Below are 21,300 nucleotides of genomic sequence, written 5' to 3' on the forward strand. Positions count from 1 at the left end.
CTCCCTGTCGTTCAGCGTGCAGTTCGGGATGTCGCCAAGGCATCCGCTCAGACGTCCGATGTCTCAGCCCATTATGAGGGTCAGCGGGCTGAACAGGACACGGAATCCGACGTCAGGTCAGGCGAGGGCCTCCAGGTCGGCCAGCGCGGAGGGCTCGTCGAGGGTCGTGAGGGCGCGGTCCCGCATCAGGATCCTGCCGTCGACGACCGTGTCCCGTACGTCCGCCGAGTGTGCGGCGTACGCGAGCGTGGACCACGGATCGTGCAGCGGCCTCAGATGGGGCGCGTCGAGGCCGAGCACGATCAGGTCGGCGCGCTTGCCCGCCTCCAGGGAGCCCAGGTGGTCGCCGAGCCCCAGCGCGCGGGCGCCCTCGATGGTGGCCATGCGGACGGCCTGTTCGGCGCCGACCGCGGTGGGATCGCCGGCCGCCTTGTGGACGAGGGCCGCCTGCCTGACGGCCCCCAGCAGGTCCAGGGTGTTGGAGCTGACGGCGCCGTCCGTGCCGAGCCCGACGGTCACGCCCGCGCTGAGCAGCCTCGGAACCGGCGCGATACCGCAGCCGAGCTTCAGGTTGGAGACCGGGCAGTGCGCGACCGACGTGCCGGTGCGGGCGAGGGCCGCGATCTCGGGACCCGTCAGATCCACGGCGTGCGCGAGCAGCAGGTCGGGGCCGAGCAGCCCGAGCGAGTCGAGCAGTTCCACCGGACGCTTGCCGTGGGCGACCTCGACGGTGGCGACCTCGGTCGCGTTCTCCGCCGCGTGGATGTGCAGCAGCGCGCCGAACTCCCTTGCCAGCGCGGCGATCTCGACGAGCTGCTCGGGTGAGAGGGTGTAGGTCGAGTGCGCGAAGAGGACGGGCCGGACGCCGGGCCGCGCTGTGGCACGGGCGGTCAGATCGCGTCGCGCCCACTCCAGCCGGTCCTCGTACGCGATGCCGTCCGCGGGCTCCGGTACGTCCATGAAGGTCGGCCCGGTGTGCAGCCGCCAGCCCGCCTCGCGCGCCGCCTGCTCGGCCGCCTCGTGGAACCAGTACATGTCGAGCGCGGAGGTCACCCCCGCCCGTACGCTCTCGGCGATCGCGACCCGTACCGCCGCCGCGACGTTCTTCGGGGACAACAACTCGGCTTCCCAGCGCAGCACCCGCTCCAGGAAACCCTGGAGCGTGACGTCGTCCGCGCGGCCGCGCAGCAGCGTCATCGCCAGGTGCGTGTGGGTGTTGACAAGGCCGGGGAGGACGAGACAGCCGCTCGCGTCGAGGGTGTCGGTGGCCGCGTACCGCGTGCGGAGTTCCTCGGCGGGACCGACGGCGAGGATCTCGCCGTCGCGGACGGCGACCGTGCCGGAGCGCACGAAGGTCCCGGCCTCGTCGACGGTCAGGACGTCCCCGCCCTCGACCAGCAGATCAGCGCGCTCGCTCATGCCTTGGACTCCCCGTGCTCCTCCGCCAGCAGCCGCAGCGCTTCCAGCGACACCAGGGCACCCCGCTCCACACCCTCCGCCACGACATCGCGGTGCGGGTTGTAGCCGCCGGTGTTCTCCTCGTCGACCAGCTCGTCCGCGTTCGCGCCGTCGACGACGAGCACGCCGCCCGCCACGAGGCCGCGCAGTGAGGCGGTGACCAGCAGCGCGGACAGCTCCATCTCGATCGCCGCGAGACCCGCGTTGTCGTACGCGGTGAGCGGGATCAGCCCCGGCTGGAAGGCCGCCCGGGTCCAGACGAGACCCCGGTGGTGCGGGGCGCCCGCCGCGCGGGCCGCGCGCTGGAGCGCGAGCACGGCCTCGGGGGAGGACACCGCCGGATACTCGGGCGGCAGCAGCTGCTGGGTGACACCGTCGTCGCGTACGGCGGCCTCCGCGATGACGAGATCGCCGTCACCGATACCGGGGCGCATCGCGCCTGCCGTGCCGAAGCGCAGGAAGGTCGTGACGCCCGCGTCGGCCAGCTCCTGGAAGAGCAGGATCGCGCCCGGCGCGCCGACCCCGTGCGAGGCGACGGTGACCGGCAGGCCCTTCCAACTCCCGCTGAACACACGGTATTCGCGGTGGTACGAGACCTCCTCGGCGCCGTCGAGCAGCGCGGCGACGGCTGCGGCGCGCGCCGGGTCGCCGACGACCAGGGCCTGCGGCGGAAGGCCCGTGCGGGGTATGCGGGTGATGGGCAGCAGGTCCAAGGTCATGAGACGGCTCCAGCGGGGCGGGTACGGCGACGGCGGCGGGCCGTCGTGAGGAAGAGGGCGCCGAGTGTGACGACGTACGGCGCGGCGTCGGTCGCCTGCTGCGGCAGGCCGAGGCCCTGAAGGCGGAAGCCCGCGGCCTCCGCGAGTCCGAAGAGCAGCGCGGCGAGCAGCACACCGAGGGGCAGCGCACGGCCGAGCATCACCGCGACGACGGCGATCCAGCCGCGCCCCGCCGTCATGTTCTCGGAGAACAACGTGACGTTGCCGAGGGCGAGTTGGGCTCCGGCAAGGCCGCACAGCACTCCCGAGACGAGCACCGCCGCGTACTGGTACTTCGCCGGGCTCACCCCGAGCGTGGCCGCCGCCTCGGGGGCCTCGCCGACTCCGCGCAGCCTGAGGCCCCACACATGCCGGGAGAGCATCAGCGCGGCGACGCCGACCGAGGCCCATGCCACATAGGCGAGCGGTGAGAAGCCACCGACCAACGGCAGACCGGCCAGTGACGGATCGTCAAAAGTGCCCTGTACGCCGAAGACCGTACGCAGCAGGAAGCTGGTGAGGCCGACGGCGAGGAGGTTCATGGCGATGCCCAGGACCACCGCGTCGCCGCGCAGCGTCACTGTGCCGACGGCGAGGATCAGCGAGTACGCGGCGGCGGCGAGCGCGGCCGCCAGAACGCCCAGCCAGGGGCTGCCGGTGAACCAGCTCGTGGTCACCGCGGTGAAGCAGCCCATCAGCATCATGCCTTCGAGGCCGATGTTGAAGACGCCCGCGCGTTCGCAGATCGCGCCGCCGAGCGCGGCCAGCAGGATGGGAGTGAGCGCGCGCAGCGCGGACATGACGAGATCGGAGTCGAAGAACATCAGACGGCCTCCTTCTGCCGAAGCCGTTCGGATCGCCCGGACCGGCGCAGCCACTTGTCCGGGAAGCGCAGCCGGGCCGCCAGGAACACGATGACGATGGCCTGCAGCACCTGCGTCAGCTCGCGCGGCACCTCGGTCGTGCGTTCCATGGAGAGCCCGCCGACCTCGAGCACGGCGAAGAAGAACGAGGCGAGGACCGTGCCCAGCGGGCCCGCCGCCGCGAGCAGCGCGGCCGTCAGACCCGTCCAGGTGTACCCGGGCGCCGTGAGCGCGCCGTCGAGGAAGCGGTAGGGGAAGCTCAACACCCCGATCGCGCCGACGAGTCCGGCGAGCGCGCCCGACACTGCCATCAGCTTGAGCGTCAGCCCCTTGCGCTCGACGCCCGCGTACGCGGCGAAGCGGGAGTTGAGGCCGGTCATCCGGATCTCGTAGCCGACCGCCGTACGGGAGTCCGCGAACCAGTACGCGGCCGCGGCGGCCACGATCAGCAGCAGGCCGACGGTCACCGTGGAGTCGCCGAAGGCGGGCAGGGCCACCCCTTGGGGCAGTTGACGCGTCTGGGGAAGGCTGGAGCCGGGCTCCTTGAGCGGATAGCGCACCAGGTACGAGGCGAGCGACGACGCCGGATAGCTGAGCAGCAGGCTGCTCACCAACAGCGGTACGCCCAGGTGGTTCTCGCAGAGCGCTGCCAGGGCCGCGTATCCGGCGCCCGCCGCCATGCCCGCGAGGAGCGCGAGGACGACGGTGAGCGGCGCGGGCAGCGGCGAGTAGAGGCCGGTGACCGCCGCCGCGATGCCGCCGAGCACCAACTGCCCGTCGCCGCCGAGGTTGATGAGCCCGGCGCGCAGCGGGATCGCCAGCGCGAGCGCCATGCCGAGCACGCTGGTGGTGGTGGACAGCGTCGAGCCGATGCCGTCGGAGCCGAGGGAACCGCTGATGACGGCGCCGTACGCGGAGACCGGATCGGCGCCCGTGCCCACCAGGAACAGTGCGCCGATGACGACTCCGGCGAGGACGGAGAAGGTGACGGGGGAGCGCAGGGCCCCTGTTATTCGGGTCATGTCAGTCTCCGACCTCTACCGGGGGCTGCACCGGCGGCTGTTCGGGGGCCGAGCCGCCCGCCATCGCCAGGCCCAGCGTCCGTTCGTCCGCCTCGTCCTTCGTGTACTGGGCCGTCACGCGGCCCTCGTACATCACGAGCACCCGGTCCGCGAGCAAGCGGATCTCGCTGAGCTCGGCCGAGACGAGGAGGACGGCGTGGCCCGCGTCGCGGTAGGCGACCAGTTCGTCGTGGATGTTCTGGATGGCGCCGATGTCGACGCCCCGCGTCGGCTGCTCGACGAGCAACAGCGGGGCGTCGTGGGCGAGTTCGCGGCCGATCAGCAGCTTCTGGAGGTTGCCGCCGGACAGCGCGGAGGCGGGCACCTCGGGCGAGGACGCCTTGATGCCGAAGCGCTCGACGAGACCTTGTGCGTGGGCCCGTACGGCCGAGGGTGTCAGCAGCCCGTGCCGTGAGGACAACGACGTACGGTGATGGCCCATCGCGAGGTTGTCGGCGACGGACGCAGCGGGCGCGGTGCCGACCGCGTGCCGGTCCTCGGGCACGTACGCGAGGCCCTGGGCGCGCCGTTCGGTCGCCGAGGCGTGCGTGATGTCCCGGCCTCGCAGCGCGACCCGGCCGCCGGTGACGGGCCGCAGCCCGGCCAGTGCCTCGATCAGCTCGCTCTGGCCGTTTCCGGCGACACCCGCGATGCCGACGATCTCGCCCGCACGGACGGTGAGTTGGACCTCACGTACCGCGTCCGTGGCGAGATCTTCCACATCCAGCACCACGTCACCCGGGGTGCCCGTGGCGTGCACGCGGTCCAGGTCGACCGCGCGGCCGGTCATCGCCGCGGCGATCTCGTCGGCGGTCGTCTCCGCCGTGCGCAGCCGGGCGACTACGCGGCCGTCCCGCAGCACCGTCACGTTGTCGCTGCCTTCGAGGACCTCGCGCAGTTTGTGCGTGACAAGGATCACCGTGCGGCCCTGTGCGGTGAGCGACTTGAGGACCGTGAACAGGGCGTCGGCCTCGGCGGGGGTCAGCACCGCGGTCGGCTCGTCGAGGATGAGCGTACGGGCGCCGCGGTGCAGCAGCTTCAGGATCTCCACGCGCTGCCGCAGGCCCACCGGGAGCTCGCCGACCCGGGCGTCCGGGTCGACGGAGAGCCCGTGCTCCTCGGCCAGTTCGCGCACCCGGCGCCGCGCCGCCGCGCGGTCGAGAAGACCGAAGCGGCGCGGCTCGGCCGCGAAAACGACGTTCTCGGCGACCGTCAGCGAGTCGAACAGCTTGAAGCTCTGGTGCACCATGCCGAGCCCGGCGGCCATCGCGTCGCCGGGGTCGCCGAAGGACACCTCGCGCCCGTCGATCCGCACCGAACCGGCGTCAGGGCGTTCCATCCCGTAAAGGACGGACATCAGCGTGGACTTGCCCGCGCCGTTCTCGCCCATCAGGGCGTGGATCTCGCCGCGCCGTACGGTCAGATCGACGGCGTCGTTCGCGAGCGTGCCGGGGAACCGCTTGGTGATTCCCCGGAGCTCGACGGCGAGTTGACCGTCGGACGACTGGTGATTTTCAGGCGACCGGTGATCGTCAGCTTGCTGCGGGATCATCGACCTTCAGCTCTCCGGACACGATCTGGTCGCGCAGCGCCTCGACCTTCGTCAGGACGTCCTTGTGGTCGGCGATGACGCACTTGGAGGTGTCGACGCCGTCCTCGAGGCCGGTGAGGCTGATGCCGCCCTCCTTGAGGCCGTACGAGATCGTCTTGCCCGTGTTGCCGTCGAGGACCTGCTTGATGCCCTCTTCCACCGCGACGTCGGTCTTCTTGATCACGTTGTCCACGACCGTGCCCGGCGCCGAGGTGCACTGGTTGACGTCGACTCCGTAGGCGTACGCGCCCTTGGCCTTCGCCGCCTCGAAGACGCCGTAGTTGCCGGCCGCGGCCGCCGCCATGATCTGGTCGGTGCCGCCCGAGAGGAGCGCGTTCGCCTGCTCCTTGGCGCGGGCCGAGTCGTCGAACGGGGACTGGCCGCCGACGAAACGCGTGGAGGCGGTCGTCTTGGGGGCGACCTTCTTGGCGCCGGCCGCGAACGGGTCGCTGTAGCGGCGGAACTGGGGCGTGTCGAGGACGTCCACCGCGCCGACCTTGCCGCTCTCACTGAGCAGACCGGCCTCGGCGCCCGCGAGGTACACGCCCTCGTGCTCACGGAATGTCGCGCAACTCACGTTCTTGAACGTCTTCGTCGCGCACGCGTCGATCACCAGGAACTGCTGCTTGGGGTGGGCCTCGGCCTGCTGCGCCACCAGGTCGGCGAACTCGAAGCCGACCAGCACGATGACGTCGGGGGCTGCGTCCACGGCGGCCTGCACGTTCTGCTGCTCGGACGCGGTGTCCGAGGACTGGTACACCTTCTTCGTCCCGTCGTGCGCCTTGGCAGCCGCTTCCACTCCGGTGACCGCGAGCTTCAGGAACTCGTTCTGCCCGACGGGGTCGGGGGTGACGAGCGTGAAGGACTTGCCACTGCTCGCGGAGCTGTCGGACGCGCTGTCCTTGGCGGCCGCGTTGCAGGCGGTGGCGAGCAGCGCGGTGCCTGCCGCGAGGGCGGCGAACTGGAGGGAACGGCGGTTTCTGCGGTACATCGGGATGACCTTCCGGAGGCTGCGGCAGGGCACGCTGTGCGGGTGCGCGAAGGGGCCGAGCGGTGAGGGTGGAGCGGTGACGGTTACGGCGGGAGCTGAACTGCGAGTCAGCTACGACAGCCGTCGGCGGCGCACCGGCCGAAGTCGAGGAAGCGACGCTTCGTGAGCAGCACAGGTCCCTCCTTCGCGTCGGTCTTGGGCCTGCGGGTGCTGGACTGTAACACCGGTTTTAGGACACTTGCCCGACTGTCTCGAACTGTGGTTCTTCGAGGTCATGTACGGTGTCGCGCACCTTCGGAACATCAGGAGTGCCCCGTTATGCCCCAGGAACTGCGCGCCGTCGACTGGACCGGAAGCAGTCTCGCGCTCATCGACCAGACCGTGCTTCCGCACCGCACCGAGACCCGCGAAATACGTGCCGTGGACGACCTGGTGGACGCGATACAGCGGCTCGTCGTCCGGGGCGCGCCGGCGATCGGAGCGGCCGGGGCGTACGGCGTGGCGCTCGCCCTGCTGCAGGGCGAGCGCGAGGGATGGGACCGCGCGCAGGTGCTCGCGGCGGTCGCCCGGATCCGCGAGGCCCGCCCGACCGCCGTCAATCTCATGGTCTGCGTCGACCGCGTGCTGACCCGGTTCGACGAGGGACTGGAAGCGGTCCTCGCGGAGGCGGCCGCCGTCCAGCGCGAGGACGTCGAGGCGAACCGCGCGATGGGGGCGTTCGGGGCGGACTGGCTCCTGAAGCGCACCGACTTGGGCCGGCCGCTCCGCATCCTGACCCACTGCAACACCGGCGCGCTCGCCACCGCCGGCTGGGGCACCGCCCTCGGCGTCATCCGCGAACTGCACGCGCGCGGCCTGCTCGAGGTCGTGTACGCCGACGAAACGCGTCCCCTGCTCCAGGGATCCCGCCTGACCGCCTGGGAGTTGGTCCAGGAAGGCATCCCGCACTACGTCCAGGCCGACGGCGCCGCCGCGGGCACCATCCTGCGCGGCGAGGTCGACGCGGCGATCGTCGGAGCGGACCGCATCGCTGCGAACGGGGACACGGCGAACAAGGTCGGAACGGTGGGCGTTGCACTGGCCTGTGCGGATGCGGGGGTGCCGTTCTTGGTGGCCGCGCCCACCACGACGGTGGACCTCTCCACTGCCTCGGGTGCCGACATTCACATCGAACTCCGGGGGGAGGACGAGGTGTTGGAGTGGGCGGGGGTGCGGACGGCTCCCGCCGGGTCGCGGGGTCACAATCCTGCGTTTGATGTGACGCCGGGGCGGTTGGTCACTGGGCTGGTGACCGAGCGTGGGGTTCTGGAGGTGTCAGCGGGGGAGCTGCCGGGGGCACGGTTGCGTTAACGCACCGTCGGGGGCGGTGTGTTGAGTGCGGATTGGTGGGGGCTGGTCGCGCAGTTCCCCGCGCCCCTAAACGGCGCTGTTGTGAGGTCGGTGAAGAGGGGACGGAGTCGGTGACTCCGTCCCCTCTTCACCCAGCAGGAATCAGCGGTGTGTCAGTTCCAACTCCAGTAGCCACTCGACCACTTCGGTGTGGTGGCGGGCCTGGCGCGGATCCGCACCCCATACGTACAAGCCGTGGCCGGCTACGACCACCGCCGGCATCTGCGGGTTGCGGGCCGCCTCCAGGCGGTCGCCGAGGACCTTCATGTCCTGGCTGTTGGTGATGACAGGGAGGGTGACCTCGACGTCGTGGGCGGGCTGGCCGACGCCCTTGAGCATCTCCACGTCCTTGAAGACGATGCCGCCGGGCTCGCGGCGGCCCATGGCCACGGACGCGACGGTGTGCACGTGGACGACGGCACCGGCACCGGTCAGCGCGGCCACGTGCGCGTGCAGCTCGGCCTCGGCGGACGGCTTGCCGCCCGACACCGCCGCGCCGGCGCCGTCCACCAACACCACGTCGGCGGGCGTCAGTTCACCCTTGTCGTGCCCGCTCGCCGTGACCGCGAGGCGGAGCGGATCGCGGGACAGGACCACCGACAGGTTTCCCGAGGTGCCGCGCATCCAGCCGAAGGAGGCGAAGCGGGCCGACTCGGCGGCCAGGACCGCGCCCGCCTCCTCCAGGTCCAGTGCTGAGGTCACGACGGTCATGCGGTGCTCCTTGCGATGGTGATCTCGTCGAACGTCCCCGCCTGCGGGTGATCGCCGACGCCCTGCTCGAAATACGGCTCCCCGGGGCGGCGTACGCCCACGGCCTGCCAGCCCGCCGCACGCGCGGCGTCCAACTCGCCAGGCCGGTCGGAGAGGAAGAGAATGCGGCCCGGGGCTTCGCCCAGCGCGGCCGCGATCGTCGCGTACGACTCGGGCTCCTGCTTCGGCCCGGCGTTCTCCGTGTCGTACAACCCCTCGACGAGCGGCAGCAGATCGCCCTCGGGGCTCGACCGGAACCACGCGCGCTGCGCGGCCACCGAGCCGGACGAGTACACGTGCAGGCGTACGCCCGCCGCGTGCCAGCTGCGCAGCGCCGGGACCACGTCGTCGTAGAAGTGCGAGACGAGGTCGCCGCGCGCGAAGCCCTCGGACCAGATGAGGCCCTGGAGGGTCTTGAGGGGGGTCGCCTTGCGGTCCTCGTCGAGCCACTCGTTGAGCGCCTTCTCGACGCGTACGGCATCGGCGTCCGGCTCGCCGATCAGCTCGCGCACCTGCGCGACCGCCCGCACCACATCCGGATCACCGCTCCGCTCCGAGAGCACCGCTCCGAAACGAGAGCGCGAGTACGGGTAGAGCACGTCCACGACGAACCCCGTGGCGCTCGTGGTGCCCTCGATGTCGAGCACCACGGAGTCGATGTCGAAGTGCTCGGTCACGCGGAAGCCTTGTCCTTCGCGTACCCGGCGTCGATCGTGTCGTAGTCCGGGAAGCGGGAGGCGATGGTGGAGCCGGTGAAGCTGCCGATCCAGCCGTCCTCCTCGTGGAAGAAGCGGATCGCGGTGAAGGCAGGCTTCGTGCCCATGTCGAACCAGTGCGTCGTGCCGCGCGGCACCCCGAGCAGGTCGCCCTTCTCGCAGTACACGGCGTGCACCTCGCCGTTCACGTGCAGATAGAAGATCCCGGATCCCGAGACGAAGAAGCGGACCTCGTCATCGTCGTCGTGCGTGTGCTCCTGGAGGAACTTCGCGCGCGCCGCCTTCGCCTTCACCGGGTACTCGGGGTCCTCGCTCGGGTGCAGGCCGAGCACGTCGACCGTGGTGAAGCCCTCCTCGGCGTTGAGCTTGTCGATCTCCGGGCCGTACGCGGCGAACACGGTGTCGCTGTCGGCGTCCGCGGGCACGTCCTCGCGGATCGGCCACTGCTCGTAGCGCACGCCGATCGGGGCGAGCGCGGCGGCGATCTCGGCGGGGTCCGACGTACGGCGCACGACGGTCTCCGAGCCGGTCTCGGGCCAGGTCGTCAGCAGGGTCATGGGAGCAACTCCAGGGGGCTGGAAGGGATGTCCGGATACTGGGACGAGTACCGGGTGGGGGGAGGGACGCGGGCGGCGGGCCGCGGGACGTGCGGAAGGCTCGGGCTGGAGTCGTCAGCCGCGACACGCCGCGCCGGTACAGCGTCGCTTCGCTGTCGCGCGTGGTGTCGTCATCGGAAAGCCTCACTGTCCCGGGTCGGGTGCCGGTTCCGAGATGGTAACTCCAGGCGGGCGGTCGGCCGGGTGTGACGAAGTTGTTGTCTCAACCACTGAGAATTCAGGTCAGGGGTTTTGACGCATGGCTGAAAACGTTCTCATGATCTCCTTATGAAGACGCTGCTGCTCGTGCGGCGGCTGTACGTGGACTTGCTCCGGTCGACCACAGCCCGCTGTCGCTGACCTCACCCGGAGCTCCAAGTCGCCCGAGCCCTCAGGGCTCCCGCCATGTCCGCGGTAGTGGCGCGTTCTCTTCCGATGCTCCGGGTCACGCACGCCCTCCCCCTTCACCCACCCCTTCGCACTGCCCTGCCCAGGAGCACTCATGTCCCGTACCCGTGTCCCCCTTGCCGCGCTGTCGCTGGCCTCCGCCTCCGCCCTCCTGCTCGCGGGCTGCTCCCAGTCCACGAACGCCTCGCAGAGCACCGGCGACAAGGCCGCCTCGGCCTCCGCGGCGACCGCCGCGAAGCCCGCGCCCTTCACCAAGGGCAAGGTCAAGGTGGCCCTGGTCCGGCAGAGCGGCGCCGGCGACTACTTCGAGCAGTGGGGCAACGGCGCCAAGGCGCAGGCCGAGGCCCTCGGCATCGATCTGACCGTGTACGACGCCCAGGCCGACAACGCCAAGCAGGCCACCGACCTGTCCTCGGCCATCAACTCCGGGGCACAGGCCATCATCGTCGACCACGGCTTCCCGGCCACGATCCAGCCGGAGATCGACAAGGCCGTGAAGAAGGGCATCAAGGTCGTCGTCTACGACGTCGAGCAGACCAACAAGGCCGTGGTCAGCACCAAGCAGGACGACGCCAGCATGGCCCAGGCCGTCCTCGACGTGATGACCGAGGAGCTCGGCAAGGACGCCAAGGTCGGCTATGTCAACGTCGCCGGGTACGCCGCCCTCGACAAGCGCGACAGCGTCTGGAAGAAGACCGCCGACGCCAACGGCTGGAAGCAGGAGTTCAAGGTCGGCAAGGTGACCGACTCCACGGCCACCGACAACGTTCCCCTCGTCTCCGCCGCACTCACCCAGCACTCCGACGTGACCGGCGTCTTCGCCCCCTACGACGAACTGGCCAAGGGCACCGTCCTCGCCGTCCAGAACAAGAAGCTCCAGGACAAGGTGAAGGTGTTCGGCGCGGACGTCTCCAACGCCGACATCCAGAACATGACCGCCACGGACAGCCCGTGGGTCGCCACCGCGGGCACCGACCCGTCCGCGGTCGGCGCCGCCGTGGTCCGCACCGCCGCCCTGGAACTGGCCGGTCAGCTGGACAAGACCTCGGTCGAGTTCCCGGCCGTCGCCATCACCCAGGACTTCCTGCGCGAGAAGAAGATCGAGAACATGGACCAGCTGCGTGCGGCGCTGCCCGAGCTGAACCTGTCCAAGGTGAGCACCGCGGACTGGATCCCCAATGTCGCCCACTGACACGCCTTTTGACGGTCCTTTTGACACCGGCGCCGCGGTTCGCCTCCGTGAGGTCAGCATGGCCTTCGGAGGCAAGACTGTTCTGGAGTCCGTGTCGCTGGACATCGCTCCGGGCAGCGTCGTCGCGCTGCTCGGCGCGAACGGCGCCGGCAAGTCCACGCTGATCAAGATCCTGTCCGGCGTGCACACCGACCACGGCGGGGAAGTGAGCGTGAACGGCGAACCCGTCGCGCTCCACTCCCCGCTCGCCGCACGCCAGTTGGGCATCCAGACCGTGCACCAGCGGATCGGCGAGGGCATCGTCCCCGGCCTAACCGTCGTCGAGAACCTGGTCTTCGAGGAGCTGGCCCAGAGCCGCGGGAACCCCTTCCTGAACGGCCGCCGCCTGCTGGCCCGCGCCCGCGAGATCCAGTCCGCACTCGACCTCGGCTGGAGCGACGCCGTACTCAAGCGCGACGTCACCGAACTCGGCATCTCCGACCGGCAGTTGCTGATCCTGGCCCGCGCGCTGGCCACCCGCCCCCGGCTGCTGATCCTCGACGAGCCGACCTCCGCGCTCTCCGCCACCGAGGCGGAGCGCCTCTTCGCGCTCGTCGAGCGGATGCGCGACGAGGGCATCGCGGTCCTGTACGTCTCCCACCGGCTCGGCGAGATCGACGTGCTCGCCGACCGCCTGGTCGTTCTGCGGGACGGCCGTCTAACCGAGGACCAGACCAAGCCCTTCGACTGGGACAGCGCCCTGCGCGCCATGCTCGCCCAGGCACAGGAGGCGACCACCGCACGGCCCCGGAAAGCGGGACCCCGGGGCGAGGTCGTGCTCTCACTGCGCGGAGTCCCGCTCCTCGCAGGTCACCATCCCCAGGACCTCGACATCAGGGCCGGCGAAGTCACCGGCGTCGTGGGCCTGTTGGGTGCGGGCAAGACGGAACTCGCCCGCGGGCTGTTCGGCGCCGACCGCTTCACCGGGGGAGCGGTCGGGCTGGACGGCAAACCGTACGAGCCGCGCCGCCCGGCCGACGCCATCGCCGCCGGCGTACACCTCGTACCGGAGGACCGGCACGCGGACGCCCTGGTGCCAGGCTGGTCGCTGGCGCAGAACATCTCGCTGCCGTTCCTCAAGTCCCTCTCCACGGCAGGGCTCGTGAGCCGCACCAGGGAGGACGCGCTCGGCCGCGCCACCATCGAGCAGCTCGGCGTCATCGCCCGCGACGAACACAGCACCGTCGAGGAACTCTCCGGCGGCAACCAGCAGAAGGTCGTCGTCGGCCGCTGGCTCGCCGAGAGCCCCCGCGTCCTCATCCTGGACGAGCCGTTCCGAGGCGTGGACATCGGTGCCCGCCGCGACATCGGCCGCCGCGCCCGCACCCTGGCCGCCGAGGGCGCCGCCGTCCTCGTCCTGTCCGCCGACGTCGACGAGATCCTGGAGGTCGCCGACCGGGTCGTCGTCCTCGCGGCGGGCGAGATCCGCCTCGACGCGTATGGCGAAGACGCGGAACGCGACCGCGTGATCCAGTCCATCTCGGCGTCCGTCTGATGCCGGGCACAGCCGTCGGCGTCCGCCCGATACCGGTCACACGCCGCCCGATACCGGTCACACCAGGAAGTACGCCATGACCACCACTCAGAGCGCCCCCGCGAAGACGGCGACCCCGTCCCCGCTCGCCGCCGGCCCGCGCATCCAGAGCGCCGTCATCAAATACGGCTTCATCTTCGTCACCGTCACGCTCTTCGCGTACTTCGCGATCAGCGAGCCGTCGTTCCGCGACTCGGCGACGCTGCTCGACACCCTCCGGTACGTCTCCGTCGCCGCGATCCTCGGCCTCGGCGTCACGCTCACCATGGCCGTGGGCGGAATGGACATGTCGGTCGGCGCGGTGGCCGGGCTCGGCGTGACGGTCGCCGCCAAGACGATGGTCTCCTACAACCAGGTCGGCGCGGTCGCGATCCTCGCGGTCATCGCCGCCGGTGCGCTGGCCGGTCTGCTGAACGCCCTGCTGATAGTCGTCCTGAAGATCCCCGACATGCTGGCCACGCTCGGCACCATGTTCGTCATCCAGGGCACCAAACTCATCCTGGTCGACGGGCAGTCCATCACCCCCGGCATGACGCAGTCCGACGGCACCACAGCACCCGGCAGATTCACCGAGGGCTTTCTGCGCATCGACCGGGGCACCCTCCTCGGCATCCCCGTCTCCGTGCTGATCTTCGGCGGACTGACGGTCATCGCCTGGGTGTTCCTCGCCCGCACCCGCTGGGGCCGCGTCCTGTACGCGATCGGCGCCAACCCCGAGGCCGCGCGCCTCGCCGGCATCCGCGTCGGCGCCTACCGGGCCCTGGCGTACGTCCTCTCCGGCGTCCTCGCCTCCATCGGCGGCCTGATCCTGGCCGCCCGCATCGGCCAGGGCGATGTCTCGGCCGGTACGTCCCAGCTCCTCGAGGCCGTCGCGGTGGCCCTGGTCGGCACCTCGGTCCTCGGCCGCGGACGCCCGAACGTCTGGGGCACGGCCCTGGGCGCCGTACTCATCGGGATCATCACCACCGGCCTGACCATCAAGGGACTGCCGTACTACACGCAGGACGTCGTCGAGGGCGCGGTCCTCATCCTCGCCCTGGTCTTCAGCTTCACCCTGTCCAAGCGCCGCACCGCATAAGGGAGTTCACGATGGGCTACCGCATCCTGGAGACCGAGGACGTCGCCGGCTACCTGCGCGAGCGCGGCCACTGGGGCACCGACGAGCCGGAGGTGCGCGAGGTCTCCGACGGAAACATGAACCGCGTCTTCCTCGCCACCTCCGCCGACGGCACCCGGGGCCTCGCCGTCAAGCAGGCCCTGCCCTGGGTCCGCGTGGCAGGCCCCTCCTGGCCGATGAGCCCCGAACGCGCCGAGGCCGAGGCCCGCGCCTACGAGCAGGTCGCCAAGGTCGCCCCGGACAAGATCCCGGCGATCCACGGCTACGACGCCGAGAACTACGCCCTCGTCATGGAGGACATGTCCGACCTGGAGGTCCTGCGCACGGTCCTCAACGAGGGCGCGTCGTACGGCCCGGACACCTCCGCCCGGATCGGCGAGTTCGTCGCGCAACTCTCCTTCGCCACCAGCGACTTCGGCATGTCCTCGGCCGACCGCAAGGCGCTGATCGCGACCTCGGTGAGCCCCGAGCTGTGCAAGATCACTGAGGATGTGGTGCTCTCCGAGCCCTACATCGAGCACGAACACAACCACTGGCACCCGGAGTTGGCCGACCTGGCCGCCGAATTCCGTGCCGACGCCCGGCTGCGCACCGAGGTCGCGGACCTCCGCCATGTCTTCATGACGAGCGGTCAGGCGCTGCTCCACGGCGACCTGCACACCGGCAGCGTCATGGTCGGCGTGCGTGAAGGCGCCCCGGTGGTACGGGTCTTCGACCCCGAGTTCTCCTTCGTCGGCCCGATCGGCTTCGACCTCGGTCTGTACTGGGCGAACACGCTGGTCTCCCAGGCCAGGGCCGACGCGCTCGGCACGGCGACCGACCACGGGGACCAACTCCGGCTGTCCTGGAAGGCGTTCGAGTCCGAGTTCCGCCGTCTGTGGCCGACCCGCGTCGACACCTTCTTCGACGACGCCTACCTGGACCGCTTCCTGGCCCGACTCTGGACGGAGTCGCTCGGCTACGCCGGCACGGAGATCATCCGCCGAATCATCGGCTTCGCCCACCTCACCGACCTGACAACCCTGCCCGACCCGGTCCCGGCCTCCCGCCGGGCCCTGCTTCTCGGACGTGAACTCATCCTCAGGCGAGCCGAGTTGACCGGCCCCGAGGACGTCCGGGCCGTGATCGAGACGCTCGGCTGAACGGGCGGAATTTCGCCCCCTCCGCCCCTACCCATTCCCGTCACTTGGGGGCTCCGCCCCCAAACCCCCGCTCCTCAAACGCCGGAGGGGCTGAAAATCTTTAGCGGGGGTCTGGGGGCGGCAGCCCCCAGGTACGGGACGGGTAGGGGCGGAGGGGGCGAAAAAACACCACCTCACGCCGCCCCTCGGCAGCACACACATGAGGGGGGCTCCCCCCGTGGGAGCCCCCCTCAAGTCACCGCAGGACCTAGTTGTCAAGCAGGTCCTGAACCTTCCCCCGCACCTCGTCCGTCGCAAGCCCCCGAATCGTCAGCGTCGTACGCCGCCGCAGCACATCGTCCGCCGTCTCGGCCCACTCGTTGTCCCGGGCGTAGACGACCTGCGCCCAGATCTCCGGGGCGTCGGGGTGAACCCGCTCGGCGAGCTCCGGGTTGTCGTTCGCGAGCCGCGCGATGTCGAAGGCCAGCGAACCGTAGTGGGTGGCGAGGTGCTTGGCGGTGTCGGCCCCCATGCGCGGCCCGGGCGCCGGGCCGTCGACGAGCAGACGGTGCGCGACAGCGCGCGGATTGGCGACACCCGGCAGCGGCATCTTCTTCGGCAGCTCGGAGATCGGCTCGAAGTCCTCGCCCAGCGGGTGTCCGGGCAGCGACTCCAGCTTCTTCATGACGGTGCGGCCGATGTGCCGGAAGGTGGTCCACTTGCCGCCCGCGACGGACAGCATCCCGCCACGGCCCTCCGTGACGACCGTCTCGCGCTTGGCCTTCGAGGTGTCGCCGGGTCCGCCGGGCAGCACGCGCAGACCGGCGAAGGAGTACGTGATCAGGTCACGGGAGAGCTGCTGGTCGCGGATGGAGAACGCGGCCTCGTCCAGGATCTGGGATATGTCCTTCTCGTTGACCGCGACGTCCGCCGGGTCGCCCTCGTACTCCTCGTCGGTCGTGCCGAGCAGCAGCATGTCCTCCCAGGGGAGGGCGAAGGTGATGCGGTACTTGTCGATGGGGGTGGCGAGCGCGGCCTTCCAGGGGGCGGTGCGCTTCAGAACCAGGTGCGCGCCCTTGGACAGGCGGATGGACGGCGCCGCGTTCGGGTCCTCCAGCTTGCGCAGGTGGTCGACCCACGGGCCGGTCGCGTTGAGCACCAGGCGCGCGGAGACACCGAACTCGTCACCGGAGAGACGGTCCTTGAGCTCCGCGCCGGTCACCCGGCCCTTGGTGAAGCGCAGCCCGGTGACCTCGGCGTGGTTGAGGACGACGGCACCGGACTCGACGGCCGCGCGGACTGTCATCAGGGCCATCCGGGAGTCGTTCATCTGGTCGTCGCCGTACACGGCCACGGCCTTGAGGTTGTCGGTGCGCAGCTCGGGCACGTCCTGCGCGGCCTTCGAGGGGCTCAGCAGGTGCCCGACGCCGTCCCCGAATCCGGACAGCGCCGAGTACGCGAACACACCGGCACCGAGCTTCGCGGCGCCGTGCGGGCCGCCCTTGTACACGGGGAGGTAGAAGGTGAGCGGGTTCGCCAGGTGGGGGGCCACCTGACGGGAGACCGCACGGCGCTCGAAGTGGTTCTCCGCCACCAGCTTCACCGCGCCGGTCTGCAGGTAGCGCAGACCGCCGTGGAGAAGCTTGGAGGAGGCGGAAGAGGTGGCACCGGCGAAGTCGCCGGCGTCTACCAGGGCCACCCGCAGCCCGGACTGCGCGGCATGCCAGGCGGTGGAGATGCCCAGGATGCCGCCGCCGATGACGAGAAGGTCGTACGACGCCTTGGAAAGCTGCTCCCGGGTCTCGGCGCGACTCGGGTTCGAGCCGGGGGCCGGGCGCGTACCGAGGGCAGGTACGGACTGCAGGGTGGACTGGGTAGTCATGCGGGTTCTTACTCCTCGACAGAGTCGTCTTCGAGCCAGCCCATGGACCGCTCGACGGCCTTGAGCCAGCTCTTGTACTCACGGTCGCGCGTCTCCGCGGCCATGTTGGGGGTCCATTCCGCGGCCCGGCGCCAGTTGGCGCGCAGGTCTTCGGTGTTGGTCCAGAAGCCGACGGCGAGACCGGCGGCGTAGGCGGCGCCGAGGCAGGTGGTCTCGGCGACCATCGGGCGCACCACGGGGGCGTCCAGGACGTCGGCCAGGGTCTGCATCAGCAGGTTGTTGGAGGTCATGCCGCCGTCGACCTTGAGGGCCGTGAGCTCGACGCCGGAGTCCTTGGTCATGGCGTCGCTGACGTCACGGGTCTGCCAGGCGGTGGCCTCGAGCACGGCGCGCGCGATGTGCGCCTTGGTCACGTAGCGCGTCAGACCGGTGATCACACCGCGGGCGTCGGGACGCCAGTACGGGGCGAACAGACCGGAGAAGGCCGGCACGAAGTAGGCGCCGCCGTTGTCCTCGACCGAGGACGCGAGCGTCTCGATCTCGGCGGCGGACTTGATGATGCCCATCTGGTCGCGCATCCACTGCACCAGCGAACCGGTGACGGCGATGGAGCCCTCGAGCGCGTAGACCGGCTTCTGGTCGCCGATCTGGTAGCCCACGGTGGTCAGCAGCCCGCTGTACGAGTTGATGACCTTGTGACCGGTGTTCATCAGCATGAAGGTGCCGGTGCCGTACGTGGACTTGGCCTCGCCCTCGGAGAAACAGGTCTGGCCGAACAGGGCCGCCTGCTGGTCGCCGAGCGCGGAGGCGACGGGGATGCCGCCGAGCAGCTCGCCGAGCCTGCCGCCGGTGATCTCGCCGTACACCTCGGCGGAGGAACGGATCTCGGGCAGCATGTTCAGCGGAACGCCGATGGACTCGGCGATCTTCGGGTCCCACTGCATGGTGTGCAGGTTCATCAGCATGGTGCGGGAGGCGTTGGTGACGTCGGTGACGTGCCTGCCGCCGTTGACACCGCCCGTCAGGTTCCAGATGACCCAGCTGTCCATCGTGCCGAACAGGATGTCGCCGGCTTCGGCGCGCTCGCGCAGGCCCTCGACGTTGTCGAGGAGCCAGCGGGCCTTGGGGCCGGCGAAGTACGAGGCGAGCGGCAGGCCCGTCTCGCGGCGGAAGCGGTCCTGGCCGACGTTGCGGCCGAGCTCCTTGCAGAGCGCGTCGGTGCGGGTGTCCTGCCAGACGAGCGCGTTGTGGACGGGCTCACCGGTGTTCTTGTCCCACAGCAGCGTGGTCTCACGCTGGTTGGTGATGCCGATGGCCTTGATGTCGTCGCGGGTGATGCCGGCCTTCTCGATGGCCGAGGCGACGACCTCCTCGACGTTGGTCCAGATCTCGGTGGCGTTGTGCTCGACCCAGCCCGGCTTCGGGAAGATCTGCTCGTGCTCCTTCTGGTCGACGGAGACGATACGGCCGTCCCGGTCGAAGACGATGCAACGGCTGGACGTGGTGCCCTGGTCGATCGCCGCGATGAAGGGGCCTGCGGTGTGTGCGTCGGTCACGGTGTGCTCCTGAAGGTTCCGTATGAAGGGGGCTGTATCAACGGGGCGGTGCTGTTGAGCGGTGCTGTGAAGCGTGCTGTGTGAAGCCGTGCTGTGTGACGCGGTGCTGTGAAGCGTGCGGTCTCGAGCGCTGCGTTCAAACGCTGCTTACAAGCGTGCTCTCTAAGCAAAGGCGACGTTGTATATGCCTGCAGCGATCGCGCCGCCGATCAGCGGACCGACGACCGGGATCCAGGCGTAGCTCCAGTCGGAACCGCCCTTGTTGGGCAGCGGGAGGAGGGCGTGCACGATGCGCGGGCCGAGGTCACGGGCCGGGTTGATCGCGTAGCCGGTCGGGCCACCGAGGGAGAGGCCGATGCTCACCACGACGAGCGCGGTGATCAGGGCGCCCAGGGTGCCGAGGCCGTCGCCGTTGCCGTTCAGGCCCTGCGTGAGGATCGCGAGGATGAGCACGAAGGTGCCGATGATCTCGGTGGCGAGGTTCTGCACCACGTTCCGGATCTCGGGGCCGGTGGAGAAGATGCCGAGCACGGGGCCCGCGCCCTTCTCCTCGGCCTCGACGGACTTGGTCCTGGCCTTCTCGCCCGGATCGCCGACGATCTCGGGGTCGGTGAGGTGCGCCTGGAACTGGCCGTAGTAGGCGATCCAGACCAGTGCGGCACCGATCATGGCGCCCAGCAGCTGACCTGCCCAGTAGATGGGGACGTCGTCCCATCCGCCGTCCTTGATCGCGAGCGCGAGGGTGACGGCCGGGTTGAGGTGAGCGCCGGAAAGGGGCGCCGAGATGTAGACCGCGGTCAGTACCGCGAAGCCCCACCCGAAGGCGATGGCCAGCCATCCGGCGTTGCGTGCCTTGGAGGCCTTCAGCGTGACGGCGGCGCACACGCCACCGCCCAGCAGGATGAGTACGGCGGTACCGATGGTCTCGCCGATGAAGATGTCGGAGCTGGACACCCGCGACTCCTTTGTCCTTCGTCCAGGGGAAGCCGAACCCCGGGTCCCACCGGTGGTTCGTGCTCTCAGGGAGAGAGAGCGATCCGGCCCTTGGCGTTGTCACACTCTAGCGCGTATTGCCGTTAGGTGTTCGACAATGCCGACCGATGGACGGGAGTCTTGCTCTCGTGTTACCGGCACGTCAAGGGCTCGGTTATCGAAAACGCGATCGTTATTGATTGCTGTGAGCTGTCGATCTTGTGAGCGAACGCCGAAGGCCGGGACGCCCTTGGCATCCCGGCCTTGTCTTGTACGAACCTCAGAACTTGCGGAGAAGGCGGAACGGTCCGGCGGACTCAGAACCGTCCGGCGCCCAGGTCCCGCGACACCGCGCGGGCGCAGTCCCGTACCGCCGCGATCAGCTCGGGGCGCAGCTCACCGTCCTTGCAGACCCGCTCCACGGCCCCGGCGATGCCCACCGCGCCGACCGGCATGCGCCGCCGGTTGTAGATGGGGGCGGCGACCGAGGCCACGCCTGTCCAGGTCTCCTCGACGTCGTCCGCGTACCCGCGCGCGCGGGTCAGGTCGAGCACGCCCTCGAACTCGTCCAGCTCGCTCGTCGTGCGCGCCGTGAACACCTTGCGCTCGGCCTCCAGGACCTCGCTGTGGGCGACCGGATCGTATGCGGACAGGACCTTGCCCAGTGCCGTGGAGTGCAGTGGCTGCATGGCCCCGACCTCCAGCACCTGACGGCTGTCGTCCGGCCGGAACACGTGGTGCACGATCAGCACGCCCTGCTGGTGGAGCACGCCCAGATAGACGCTCTCGCCGCTGGAGCGGGCCAGGTCGTCCGTCCAGACCAGGGCGCGCGCCCGCAGTTCGTGCACGTCGAGATAGGTGGTCCCGAGCCGCAGCAGCTCGGCGCCCAGTTGATAGCGCCCGGAAACGCCGTCCTGCTCGACGAAGCCCTCCTGCTGCAAGGTCCGCAGAATGCCGTGCGCAGTACCCTTGGCCAGACCGAGCGAGGAGGCGATGTCCGACAGGCCGAGCTGCCGCTCGCCGCCCGCGAGGAGCCGCAGCATCGCTGCTGCCCGTTCGAGCGACTGGATGTTCCGTGCCATCGCCGTGCTGCCTCCGTCCCCTTCGACCGACGGCGCGCGATTCACTGCCGCCGTTCGGCAATGTCGAACACTACCGGTCCATGCCGACCTCCCGCTAATGGATGGTCGTCACATATTTCGTCCGTCTGAGCACTGCCGTCGCGTGCGCCACGCGCGTCCGTCCCGTGGACGCCCCTGACCCTACGGCCGCGCTCCGGGCTACCCTGACGGCGTGCGCCTTCCAT

General features: G+C 70.1%; 18 protein-coding genes. 5 read left to right on the forward strand and 13 right to left on the reverse strand.

Features of this window, described 5'->3' with window-relative positions; genetic code table 11:
- Positions 1 to 117: 117 nt before the first annotated feature.
- Genes OG246_RS23460 through OG246_RS23485 form a run of 6 tightly spaced genes read right to left on the reverse strand, consistent with a single transcriptional unit; the run spans position 118 to position 6,722 of the window.
- Complete coding sequence (locus tag OG246_RS23460; protein ID WP_266466946.1) at positions 118 to 1,419, reverse strand: amidohydrolase; 1,302 nt, start codon at positions 1,417 to 1,419, stop codon at positions 118 to 120.
- A complete protein-coding gene (locus OG246_RS23465) occupies positions 1,416 to 2,177 on the reverse strand; it encodes a purine-nucleoside phosphorylase (protein ID WP_266466949.1) in 762 nt (253 codons plus the stop codon). Before OG246_RS23465 ends, OG246_RS23460 begins: the two co-directional genes overlap by 4 nt.
- Positions 2,174 to 3,040, reverse strand: a complete 867-nt coding sequence (locus OG246_RS23470; RefSeq protein WP_266466952.1) for an ABC transporter permease — start codon at positions 3,038 to 3,040, stop codon at positions 2,174 to 2,176. The genes OG246_RS23465 and OG246_RS23470 overlap by 4 nt, the downstream gene beginning before the upstream one ends.
- On the reverse strand, positions 3,040 to 4,101 hold the full coding sequence (locus OG246_RS23475) for an ABC transporter permease (protein ID WP_266466956.1): 1,062 nt from the start codon (positions 4,099 to 4,101) through the stop codon (positions 3,040 to 3,042). The genes OG246_RS23470 and OG246_RS23475 overlap by 1 nt, the downstream gene beginning before the upstream one ends.
- A gap of 1 nt (position 4,102) precedes the next feature.
- Complete coding sequence (locus OG246_RS23480; protein ID WP_266466958.1) at positions 4,103 to 5,692, reverse strand: ABC transporter ATP-binding protein; 1,590 nt, start codon at positions 5,690 to 5,692, stop codon at positions 4,103 to 4,105.
- Entirely contained in the window at positions 5,673 to 6,722 is a 1,050-nt protein-coding gene (locus tag OG246_RS23485; RefSeq protein ID WP_266466960.1) for a BMP family ABC transporter substrate-binding protein, read from the reverse strand. Before OG246_RS23485 ends, OG246_RS23480 begins: the two co-directional genes overlap by 20 nt.
- A 318-nt stretch (positions 6,723 to 7,040) precedes the next feature.
- Here OG246_RS23485 and mtnA point away from each other — a divergent pair, with 318 nt between their 5' ends.
- Positions 7,041 to 8,072 carry an S-methyl-5-thioribose-1-phosphate isomerase gene (gene mtnA / locus OG246_RS23490; protein ID WP_266466963.1) on the forward strand — a complete coding sequence of 344 codons (1,032 nt, stop codon included), beginning with the start codon at positions 7,041 to 7,043 and terminating at the stop codon, positions 8,070 to 8,072.
- 141 nt (positions 8,073 to 8,213) lie between these two features.
- Here the strand turns inward: mtnA and mtnB are convergent, their stop codons facing one another.
- Genes mtnB through OG246_RS23505 form a run of 3 tightly spaced genes read right to left on the reverse strand, consistent with a single transcriptional unit; the run spans position 8,214 to position 10,134 of the window.
- Entirely contained in the window at positions 8,214 to 8,822 is a 609-nt protein-coding gene (gene mtnB, locus OG246_RS23495; RefSeq protein ID WP_266466966.1) for a methylthioribulose 1-phosphate dehydratase, read from the reverse strand.
- Positions 8,819 to 9,538 carry an acireductone synthase gene (gene mtnC / locus OG246_RS23500; RefSeq protein ID WP_266466977.1) on the reverse strand — a complete coding sequence of 240 codons (720 nt, stop codon included), beginning with the start codon at positions 9,536 to 9,538 and terminating at the stop codon, positions 8,819 to 8,821. The genes mtnB and mtnC overlap by 4 nt, the downstream gene beginning before the upstream one ends.
- Entirely contained in the window at positions 9,535 to 10,134 is a 600-nt protein-coding gene (locus tag OG246_RS23505) for an acireductone dioxygenase (protein WP_266466987.1), read from the reverse strand. Before OG246_RS23505 ends, mtnC begins: the two co-directional genes overlap by 4 nt.
- Positions 10,135 to 10,675: 541 nt before the next feature.
- Here OG246_RS23505 and OG246_RS23510 point away from each other — a divergent pair.
- The 4 genes from OG246_RS23510 (at position 10,676) to mtnK (ending at position 15,605) form a co-directional block, all read left to right on the forward strand.
- Positions 10,676 to 11,773, forward strand: a complete 1,098-nt coding sequence (locus OG246_RS23510; RefSeq protein WP_266466990.1) for a substrate-binding domain-containing protein — start codon at positions 10,676 to 10,678, stop codon at positions 11,771 to 11,773.
- Complete coding sequence (locus OG246_RS23515; RefSeq protein ID WP_266466993.1) at positions 11,760 to 13,307, forward strand: sugar ABC transporter ATP-binding protein; 1,548 nt, start codon at positions 11,760 to 11,762, stop codon at positions 13,305 to 13,307. Before OG246_RS23510 ends, OG246_RS23515 begins: the two co-directional genes overlap by 14 nt.
- A gap of 76 nt (positions 13,308 to 13,383) precedes the next feature.
- On the forward strand, positions 13,384 to 14,424 hold the full coding sequence (locus OG246_RS23520; RefSeq protein WP_266466996.1) for an ABC transporter permease: 1,041 nt from the start codon (positions 13,384 to 13,386) through the stop codon (positions 14,422 to 14,424).
- 11 nt (positions 14,425 to 14,435) lie between these two features.
- A complete protein-coding gene (gene mtnK / locus OG246_RS23525) occupies positions 14,436 to 15,605 on the forward strand; it encodes an S-methyl-5-thioribose kinase (protein ID WP_266466999.1) in 1,170 nt (389 codons plus the stop codon).
- Between the two features lie 247 nt (positions 15,606 to 15,852).
- Here the strand turns inward: mtnK and OG246_RS23530 are convergent, their stop codons facing one another.
- The 4 genes from OG246_RS23530 to OG246_RS23545 all read right to left on the reverse strand — a co-directional run bounded on the left by OG246_RS23530 (position 15,853) and on the right by OG246_RS23545 (position 21,076).
- The gene (locus OG246_RS23530) at positions 15,853 to 17,466 is read right to left on the reverse strand and encodes a glycerol-3-phosphate dehydrogenase/oxidase (RefSeq protein WP_266467003.1); all 1,614 of its coding nucleotides are present in this window, start codon (positions 17,464 to 17,466) and stop codon (positions 15,853 to 15,855) included.
- An 8-nt stretch (positions 17,467 to 17,474) separates the two neighbouring features.
- Positions 17,475 to 19,022, reverse strand: coding sequence for a glycerol kinase GlpK (gene glpK / locus OG246_RS23535; protein ID WP_266467007.1), 1,548 nt, complete (start codon positions 19,020 to 19,022; stop codon positions 17,475 to 17,477).
- Between the two features lie 162 nt (positions 19,023 to 19,184).
- Positions 19,185 to 19,976: an MIP/aquaporin family protein gene (locus OG246_RS23540; protein WP_266467010.1), complete on the reverse strand. Its 792-nt coding sequence runs from the start codon at positions 19,974 to 19,976 to the stop codon at positions 19,185 to 19,187.
- A 335-nt stretch (positions 19,977 to 20,311) separates the two neighbouring features.
- Positions 20,312 to 21,076: an IclR family transcriptional regulator gene (locus OG246_RS23545; RefSeq protein WP_266467014.1), complete on the reverse strand. Its 765-nt coding sequence runs from the start codon at positions 21,074 to 21,076 to the stop codon at positions 20,312 to 20,314.
- Between the last annotated feature and the right edge of the window lie 224 nt (positions 21,077 to 21,300).

Source organism: Streptomyces sp. NBC_00620 (assembly GCF_026341825.1).
Classification (GTDB): Bacteria; Actinomycetota; Actinomycetes; order Streptomycetales; family Streptomycetaceae; genus Streptomyces.

Excerpts from the sequence above, each read along its gene's own strand:
- OG246_RS23545 (WP_266467014.1), bottom strand. The coding sequence starts at position 21,076 with ATGGCACGGAACATCCAGTCGCTCGAACGGGCAGCAGCGATGCTGCGG.
- OG246_RS23480 (WP_266466958.1), bottom strand. The coding sequence starts at position 5,692 with ATGATCCCGCAGCAAGCTGACGATCACCGGTCGCCTGAAAATCACCAG.
- OG246_RS23460 (WP_266466946.1), bottom strand. The coding sequence starts at position 1,419 with ATGAGCGAGCGCGCTGATCTGCTGGTCGAGGGCGGGGACGTCCTGACC.
- OG246_RS23530 (WP_266467003.1), bottom strand. The coding sequence starts at position 17,466 with ATGACTACCCAGTCCACCCTGCAGTCCGTACCTGCCCTCGGTACGCGC.
- OG246_RS23475 (WP_266466956.1), bottom strand. The coding sequence starts at position 4,101 with ATGACCCGAATAACAGGGGCCCTGCGCTCCCCCGTCACCTTCTCCGTC.
- OG246_RS23470 (WP_266466952.1), bottom strand. The coding sequence starts at position 3,040 with ATGTTCTTCGACTCCGATCTCGTCATGTCCGCGCTGCGCGCGCTCACT.
- OG246_RS23465 (WP_266466949.1), bottom strand. The coding sequence starts at position 2,177 with ATGACCTTGGACCTGCTGCCCATCACCCGCATACCCCGCACGGGCCTT.
- mtnB (WP_266466966.1), bottom strand. The coding sequence starts at position 8,822 with ATGACCGTCGTGACCTCAGCACTGGACCTGGAGGAGGCGGGCGCGGTC.
- OG246_RS23510 (WP_266466990.1), top strand. The coding sequence starts at position 10,676 with ATGTCCCGTACCCGTGTCCCCCTTGCCGCGCTGTCGCTGGCCTCCGCC.
- OG246_RS23520 (WP_266466996.1), top strand. The coding sequence starts at position 13,384 with ATGACCACCACTCAGAGCGCCCCCGCGAAGACGGCGACCCCGTCCCCG.
- OG246_RS23505 (WP_266466987.1), bottom strand. The coding sequence starts at position 10,134 with ATGACCCTGCTGACGACCTGGCCCGAGACCGGCTCGGAGACCGTCGTG.
- OG246_RS23485 (WP_266466960.1), bottom strand. The coding sequence starts at position 6,722 with ATGTACCGCAGAAACCGCCGTTCCCTCCAGTTCGCCGCCCTCGCGGCA.
- OG246_RS23515 (WP_266466993.1), top strand. The coding sequence starts at position 11,760 with ATGTCGCCCACTGACACGCCTTTTGACGGTCCTTTTGACACCGGCGCC.
- mtnA (WP_266466963.1), top strand. The coding sequence starts at position 7,041 with ATGCCCCAGGAACTGCGCGCCGTCGACTGGACCGGAAGCAGTCTCGCG.
- mtnK (WP_266466999.1), top strand. The coding sequence starts at position 14,436 with ATGGGCTACCGCATCCTGGAGACCGAGGACGTCGCCGGCTACCTGCGC.